The sequence below is a fragment of the Kribbella qitaiheensis genome (genome assembly GCF_042657745.1).
GTDB classification, from domain to species: domain Bacteria; phylum Actinomycetota; class Actinomycetes; order Propionibacteriales; family Kribbellaceae; genus Kribbella; species Kribbella qitaiheensis.
On sequence record NZ_JBHSKE010000062.1, the window covers coordinates 156892 to 163269 of the forward strand.

A 6378-nucleotide genomic window follows, 5' to 3' on the forward strand; every position below is an offset into this window, starting at 1 on the left:
TCCATCGTCAGGCGTTCGTCAAGGCGATTTGCGCGACGGCTTCCACCGCGACGGGTCGTCACGCTGGGCAGCCGCGGCGATGTTCTGCTGCATGCCGCCGAAGACCACGCCGTGGAAAGGCTTGATCGCCCACCAGTACAGCTGCCCGGGCAGGCCGTGCGGATGGAAGAGCGCTCTCTGCCGGAAGATCGTGCGCATCTCGTCGTCCTGGTCGACGATGAGCTCCAGCCACGCCAGGCCTGGCAGCCGCATCTCGGCGCGGAGGCGGAGCAGCTTGAGATCCTCGATCTCCTCGACCCGCCACCAGTCCAGCGGATCACCGACCGACAGGTCGTTCGGATTCCTCCGGCCGCGCCGCAGTCCGGGTCCGCCGAAGACCCGGTCGAGCACTCCCCTGGCCCACCAGCCCAGCCGCCACGAGTACCAGCCATTGCCGCCGCCGATCCCCTCGATCACCGACCAGAGTCGCTCGGGAGTCGTGGAGACAGCGCTCTCCCGTTCGTCGACGTAGAGCGAGCCGCCGGACCAGTCGGGGTCGCTCGGGAACGGGTCGCTTGGTGCTCCCGGTGTTGCTGCCGAGGCCCAGCTCGTGGTGACGTCGAGGTCCTGCACTCGCTTGAGGGCCAGCTCGACGGCACGATCGAAGCCGATCAACCCGGGCTGGGGATCAGCGACGTACTGGGCGATGTCGTGTTCCTTGCAGACCACCTCGTGGATCAGGCTGTCCACCAGCGGCCGGGCGATGCTGCTCGGTACCGGCGTCACCAGACCGACCCAGTGACTCGACAGCGACGGGGTCAGCAGCGGCAGCGTGACGATCCGGCGGGGCTTGAGGTTCGCGGCCGCGGCGTACCGCTGCATCATGTCGCGATACGTCAGCACGTCCGGCCCGCCGATGTCGAAGCCTCGGCTGACCTCGGGTGGCATCGAGGCGCTGCCCACCAGGTAATGCAGGACGTCCCGTACGGCGATCGGCTGGATGCGGGTGTCGAGCCAGCGCGGAGTCACCATCACCGGGAGGCGATCGGTGAGGTAGCGGAGCATCTCGAACGACGCCGATCCCGAGCCCAGGATCACCGCCGCACGCAGTACGGTCGTCGGCACTCCGGAGGCGAGCAGGATCTCGCCGACCTCGCGGCGGGAGTCCAGGTGCGGCGACAACTCCTCGTCCGCGGGGTAGAGCCCGCCGAGGTAGACGATCCGGCCGACGCCGGCATCTCGCGCGGCCGCGCTGAACGTCAGTGCGGTGTGCCGGTCCCGCGACTCGAACCGCTTGCCGGTACCGAGGGCGTGGATCAGGTAGTAGGCGACGTCCACGCCTTCGAGCGCCTCGTTCAGTTGATGCCGGTCCCCCGCGTCGGCCTCGACCACCTCGACGTCGTCGTACCAGTCGCGGTCCTGTAGCCGCCGCGGATTCCTCGCCATCGCCCGCACGCGGTAGCCGGCCTTCAAGAGCTCAGGCACCAGCCGCCCACCGATGTACCCGGTAACACCCGTGACTAGAACCAACTTGTTGTCCATAGACCCGCTCCAGTGCCCCACACCCGCGAAACCAACGCGGAACACGCCGAACCTATGCATGCCCCCGTCCCTGCCCGCCCGTCCTTCCCCTGCACGCCCCCGTCCTTCCCCTCCCGCCCGTCCTTCCCCTCCCGCCCGTCCTTCCCCTGCCCGCCTCATTTCCCCACACGTCTCGCGGCCCGCCGTTGACATGCAACCGCACGGCTGCCTATGGTGTTCATGCAGCCAATGGGTTGCATGAATGAGTGGAGTGCGATGGATGACGAGGTGTTCCGGGCGCTGGGTGATCCCAGTCGGCGGCTCCTTCTGGACCGGTTGAACCAGCGGAACGGGCAGACGCTGACGGAGCTCTGCGCCGACCTGGACATCACCCGGCAGTCGGTCAGCAAGCACCTGGCCGTCCTCGAAGGCGCCAACCTGGTGACCGTCGTCTGGCGGGGCCGGGAGAAGTTGCACTACCTGAACGCCGAGCCGATCAACGCCATCGCCGACCGCTGGATCAACCAGTACGACCGCCGGCGCGCGTATCTGTTCGCCGACCTGAAGACAGCATTGGAGCAGGAAACCGTGAGCGACAACGACTTCGTCTACACGACCTACATCAAGACGACCCCGGAGCGCCTGTGGAAGGCCCTCACCGACCCCGAGTTCACCCAGCAGTACTGGGGTGTCCAGCACGAGACCGACTGGAAGGTCGGCTCCCCGATGGCATGGAAGCTGGGCGACGTCACGATGGCCGGCCCGGGCCAGAAGGTCCTCGAGCACGACCCGTACCGCCGGCTCGCCTTCACCTGGCACACCATCACCCCGGAGTTCGCCGCAGCCGTCGAGATGAGTGACGAACTCCTGGCCAAGACGAGCAGCGAACCGCTCTCCCGGGTCAGCTTCGACCTCGAACCGGACGGCGACCAGGTCCGCCTCACCGTCATCCACACCGGCTTCGAACCGGGCAGCGAGATCCGCGCAATGATCAGCGACGGCTGGACCCGCCTCCTCTCCGACCTCAAGTCGTTCACCGAAACCTCCCCCGCCCTGAACCCCACTCCCGCAACCACCCCCTAGCCCGGGGTGGTCGGTTAGGTTGAGCGGGTGGCTAGTGGGAATCGGCTGGGCGAGTACTTGCGGGCTCGGCGGGAGCTCGTTCGGCCGGAGGATGTCGGGTTGCCGTCGGGTGGGCGGCGGCGGGTGCATGGGTTGCGGCGGGAGGAACTCGCCTTGCTGGCCGGCATCAGCAGCGACTACTACATGCGCCTCGAGCAGGGGCGTGACCAGCATCCGTCCGCGCAGGTGCTCGATTCCCTGGCCCGGGTGCTTGGTCTGACTGCAGACGCCACGGAGCATCTTCATCAGTTGGCACAGCCTGCCAAGGGTCAGGGAATGGCGAGGAAAGCCGACGAGATATCCGCCAGCTTGCTGCGACTGATGAACAGTTGGACGACTGAAGCCGCCTATGTGCAGGACCGCTTGTGGAACATCCTCGCCTCGAACGCACTGGCGGCCGCCTTGTCGCCGGTATATGCAGCGGGCAGCAATCCCTTGCGGGCGGTCTTTCTGGACCCGGAGCAGCGGGAGTTCCGACGCGAGTGGGAGCAACTGACCGCCGACGGGGTGGCCGGCCTCCGATCCCTGGCCGGCCCGAACGTCGACGATCCCGACCTGCTGGAACTCGTCGACGAACTCTCCGCCGGCAGCGAGCGCTTCCGCGAACTCTGGAACCGCCACGACATCCTCACCCGACAAGGCGGCATCAACCTTCTGAACCACCCCGACGTAGGGCCGCTCGACCTCAACAGCGAAAAGCTGGACATCGCCGGCACCGAAGGCCTGACCCTCGTCATCTTCCACGCCACCCCCAACACCCCCACCGCCCAAGCCCTCGCAGCCCTGGCCACCCGCATAAGCCCACTGGCCACACCGGTCGAGTAAGCACCTGCAGCCGTGGCGTCCGGGCTAGGGGCGGCGGTGGAGTAGGAGGGGGAGGACTGCGGCGGCGCCGGCTTCTCGGAGTTTGGCGGCGGCTACGGTGATCGGCCATTGGGATGAGGACGCGTCGACGATGAGCAGGACCGAGCGCCCGGTGATCGCCTGGGCAGTCAGGTCGTCGATGGTGATGCCTTCGCGCCAGACTTTTGCTTCCTCGGCTGAGGAGAGGTCGGTGGTGAAGGCGCTCGGGTCGACCGTCAGCTCGGCCCGCTCCAGACGACCGATCTCGGCGAGGTGGTCGGCGATCTCGGTGGTCAAGCGTCGGTAGCCGGCCGCGGGCAGCGTCACCACTACCTCCGGACGCCGGGACCACGCGTCACGCCAACGCGACAAGGCGGCCACACAGCCCGCCTTCAACGCGTCCAGACCAGCCTGGTCCTCGAGATCCGCGCTGAACGTCGACCGAATCACCTCGCGCCACTCGGGCGCATCGGCGTACACGATCGTGCGGCCGGGCTCGGCCATCAGGCCGGGCGGGATCTTGCCCTTTGCGCCAAAAGCACCGCCTGGCCACATCTTGCGCGGCTCCAGGATGTGGGTCTCGCCGCGCAGCAACCGGATGATCGCCTGCACGGTCTCTGGGTCCGGCTTCGCGCTGAGCGGGTCGGGCAGCAGCCCGAGGCAGACCGAGCAGCGTCCGCACGGCTCGGCCGAGGGATCGTCCAGCGACTCCTGGAGAAGTTGCATGAGGCAACGTTCGCCGCGGGTGTAGGCGCGCATGATGTCGGCCTCGCGACGCCGTACCGACACGATGCCGTCGTAGTGCTCGGCGTCGAAGCTCCACTCGACCGGCGTGCGCACCCAGCCGCGTTCCACCCGCTCGACCGCACCGTCCACCGCCAGCTGCTTCAGCATCAGCTCGACCCGGCCTCGGCGCAGACCGGTCTCGGCTTCGAGCGACGGCACCGTCGCGGGTTGATCCGGCCCGTACGCCTCCAAGCCCTGGAGCAACCGGTTCACCTGCTCAGGCACCGGGATCGTCGCGGTCGCGAAGTAGTCCCACACTCCCGCGTCTGCATCCGACGGCAGCAACGCCACCACCGCATGGTCGATACCACGCCCGGCACGCCCGACCTGCTGGTAGTACGAGACCGGCGAAGGCGGCGAACCGACGTGTACGACGAAGCCGAGGTCAGGCTTGTCGTAGCCCATCCCCAGCGCCGAGGTCGCGACCAACGCCTTCAACTCGTTGTTGCGCAACGCATCCTCGAGCCGCTCGCGTTCACCCGCTTCGAGACCACCCGTGTACGCCGCAACGGGTACTGCTGGGCCGTGCACCTCCTGGATGGCGGCGGCCAGTCGCTGTGCGTCTGAGACCGTCAGGGTGTAGACGATGCCCGAGCCCGGCATCTTCGGCAGATGGTCGACCACCCAGGCGAAGCGGTCCAGCGGCGAGAGCGCGTCCACCACAGCGAGCTGCAGACTCGACCGGGCAAGTGGTCCGCGCAGAACCAGGGTCGACTCCCCCAGCTGTCGCGCGACGTCCTCGGTTACTCGCGCGTTGGCAGTCGCCGTCGTCGCGAGCACCGGGGTCTGCGGATTGAGCTTCTGCAGTACGTCGGACACGCGGCGGTAGTCGGGCCGGAAGTCGTGACCCCAGTCCGACACGGCGTGGGCCTCGTCGATCACGAGCAGGCCGATCTGCCCGGCGAGCCCGTCCAGCACGCGACGGCCGAAGCCGGGATTGGCCAGGCGCTCAGGCGAGACGAGCAGGACGTCGATGGCGCCTGAGCGGAGGTCGCTCTCGATGCTCGACCACTCGTCGACGTTGGACGAGTTCAGCGTCGCGGCGCGCAGGCCCGCGCGAGCGGCGGCGGCCACCTGGTCGCGCATCAGCGAGAGCAGCGGTGACACCACGAGGGTCGGCCCCGCACCCTCGGACCGGCGGATCGCGGTCGCCGCCCAGTAGACCGCCGACTTGCCCCAGCCGGTCGCCTGGACCACCAGTACTCTCGCGTTCGGCTCGCACAGCGCCGCTACCGCGGTCTCCTGGTCGTCGCGAAGACGCGCGCCGTCGCCGGCGATCGCGCGAATCACTCCGGCCGCGGTCGTCGCCCGGTCCTCCGAGAGCTTGATGTCACCCATGCCGACGACCCTAGACGCCCGTACCCCCACTCCGCTCAACCGCACTCGACACCTGTGGACAACTCAGCCGAACTGGCACAGGCGCTCGGGTGGCACGGGTTGCCTGAGTCGTCCATCAGGCGTTGCGGGCCAGAGCCCTTCCTGGCCAGGACGTCGTAGGGGTTGGCCAGGCCGCAACGATCGAGGGAGAGACAGCCGCAGCCGACGCAGTCCTTGAAGTCGTCGCGGAGTTGTTCCAGCTGGACGATCCGCCGATCGAGCTCGGCCTGCCAGCGCTCCGAGATGTGCTCCCAGTCCTGCCGCGTCGGCGTCCGGTTCCCCGGCAGCAGCGCGAGGATCCCGGCCACTTCGGCGAGCGGGATGCCGACCCGCTGCGCGATCCGGATGAGGGCGACCCGGCGGAGCGTGTCGCGCTTGTACCGGCGCTGGTTGCCCGACGTACGGCGGCTGATGATCAGGTTCTGCCGCTCATAGAAGTGCAGCGCGGAGATCGCCACCCCGCTGCGGTCCGCGAGCTGCCCGACCGTCAGTTCACCTGGCTCGATGTCCACTCGTCATCCCTCCGCTGAAACCTCAACTAATGTCGAGGCTAGCCGAAGGTCCCCCACCCGCCCCGATCGCCGTACAAGCCGCGCCAAGAGCCGCTCCCGACCGAGTGGCGGCGGTAGTTGTCGGGGGTTGGGACACCAGATCGACGACCTCGGACACGTCATGTCTTGTTCGAGAGCCTGTTGCTCTTTGGTTGGCTGGCGTGGGATGCGGTCAGCTCGAGGTTCAGGTGTTGGGGGG

The 6378-nt window shown here is 68.1% G+C and carries 5 protein-coding genes; 2 read left to right on the forward strand and 3 right to left on the reverse strand.

The genetic code is table 11. From position 1 onward, the window contains the following. Nucleotides 1-18: 18 nt before the first annotated feature. Nucleotides 19-1521 (reverse strand): SDR family oxidoreductase, encoded by a 1503-nt coding sequence (locus tag ACFPJ1_RS36300; RefSeq protein ID WP_380110833.1) that lies wholly within the window; start codon nucleotides 1519-1521, stop codon nucleotides 19-21. 237 nt (nucleotides 1522-1758) lie between these two features. Here ACFPJ1_RS36300 and ACFPJ1_RS36305 point away from each other — a divergent pair, with 237 nt between their 5' ends. Both ACFPJ1_RS36305 and ACFPJ1_RS36310 read left to right on the forward strand, forming a co-directional pair. After that, on the forward strand, nucleotides 1759-2583 hold the full coding sequence (locus ACFPJ1_RS36305; RefSeq protein WP_380110834.1) for an ArsR/SmtB family transcription factor: 825 nt from the start codon (nucleotides 1759-1761) through the stop codon (nucleotides 2581-2583). 27 nt (nucleotides 2584-2610) lie between these two features. Continuing rightward, nucleotides 2611-3447 carry a helix-turn-helix transcriptional regulator gene (locus ACFPJ1_RS36310; RefSeq protein WP_380110835.1) on the forward strand — a complete coding sequence of 279 codons (837 nt, stop codon included), beginning with the start codon at nucleotides 2611-2613 and terminating at the stop codon, nucleotides 3445-3447. Between the two features lie 24 nt (nucleotides 3448-3471). On the opposite strand, the gene ACFPJ1_RS36315 is transcribed toward ACFPJ1_RS36310, so the two are convergent. Both ACFPJ1_RS36315 and soxR read right to left on the reverse strand, forming a co-directional pair. Beyond that, nucleotides 3472-5589: a RecQ family ATP-dependent DNA helicase gene (locus ACFPJ1_RS36315; RefSeq protein ID WP_380110836.1), complete on the reverse strand. Its 2118-nt coding sequence runs from the start codon at nucleotides 5587-5589 to the stop codon at nucleotides 3472-3474. 35 nt (nucleotides 5590-5624) lie between these two features. Next, the gene (soxR, locus tag ACFPJ1_RS36320) at nucleotides 5625-6140 is read right to left on the reverse strand and encodes a redox-sensitive transcriptional activator SoxR (RefSeq protein ID WP_380110837.1); all 516 of its coding nucleotides are present in this window, start codon (nucleotides 6138-6140) and stop codon (nucleotides 5625-5627) included. Nucleotides 6141-6378: the final 238 nt, after the last annotated feature.